Here is a 1,271-nt window from a genome sequence, read left to right on the forward strand (position 1 = left end):
CCTTATCCTTATCCGATTCCGGTCTCTCGGCGCGGCGCCAGGTTGCCAGGAGGCGTTCAAGATTGGAAAAGCTGCCGGTGTACCCGCGATGCTTGATGTCATGAAACAGATGCCGCCCACGGCGGTTGCCGTCCTTCCAACATTGGGTGAGAAAGGCTTCGAAATACAGGGGAGATGTCGGCTGCAACGCTCCCCTGCGTCGGTCGGGTGGCGTTTCAAACGTCAGCCATTTCGCGATGCTGCGGCGGCCATATCCAGTGCGACGCGCAATCTCCGAGCAGGTCAGGCCTTCTTTGCTCAAGGCGTGCACCGTCTCGAACACCTCCTTCCGGGACTGCCTATGTGTCCGTCGAAGCTGATTGCGCAACCGCATTCCAGGCGCCTCCTCATGCAAAGCTCGATCGTCATGATCAGTCTCGATGTCCTCGTCTGGCAGCAGTGCCCTGCCTGTAGCTCGGCCGGAGAGGCTCATCTGTTCCTCGATCGCAAGACGCAGGTTCTGGAAGAGATGAAAGCGGTCAGCCACCTGAGACGCTTGCGGGGCACCTTCACGAGCAGCCTGCGCGTATAGCCCGCATCGATCTCGACTGACCACCTCAATGGAGGGATGCCGCTTCAACCATTGTGCAACGCTCGCCACGCTCCGGTCCTCGAGAATGTCCATGACCTTTCGGCGCTCGAGATCAACGATGATCGTGCCGTAGCGCCACGATTTCCTCCAACTCCAGTCATCGATACCGATGATCCGAGCGGGGGGCTCGTCGTCGATCTGTAAAGCCATGCGCTTCAAGTGCCGAAGGATGGTGTCGTCGCTGACCGGCATCCCGAGCTGGTTCATCAAGCGCTCTCCCGGGCGTCCGCCTGTGCCGTGCCCCAGAAGGCCGACTATGTTGGCGACCCTCTTTGTCCTGCGGGCGTAGGGCGAGGCAATATCCGGGATCGGGTCCGAGAATGTTTGCCGCCCGCACTGCCGATAACTGCAACGCCAGCGGCTCAACCGAAGCCTTACCGTCACTTCATTGCCTTGGATCGGCAGGTCCTGAAGACTGCGGTACGACCAGCCGTGCCGACGTGCGCTCTGTTTCCTGCAATCTGGACAAATGCCCGAGGATGGTCCGCAAGCCGACACAACCCAGTCACCGTCGCCGTTGGTTGCGATGCTTTGGACCTTGATGCCCGGACCGGGCGACCATTTTGATTTTGTTCTCATGCACGCCAATAGCGAAGTGCCTGCTAACGATCTATTCACCACACAAAGTGAGGCAGACCCC

General features: G+C 59.6%; 1 protein-coding gene. It reads right to left on the bottom strand.

What is annotated here, in order from left to right:
* Window positions 1–1,210: ISL3 family transposase (locus tag EP380_RS23385; RefSeq protein ID WP_127601228.1), on the bottom strand; the 1,210-nt coding region annotated here is incomplete at its 3' end.
* Window positions 1,211–1,271 lie beyond the last annotated feature (61 nt).

The sequence above is a fragment of the Nitratireductor alexandrii genome, assembly GCF_004000215.1.
GTDB classification, from domain to species: domain Bacteria; phylum Pseudomonadota; class Alphaproteobacteria; order Rhizobiales; family Rhizobiaceae; genus Mangrovimarina; species Mangrovimarina alexandrii.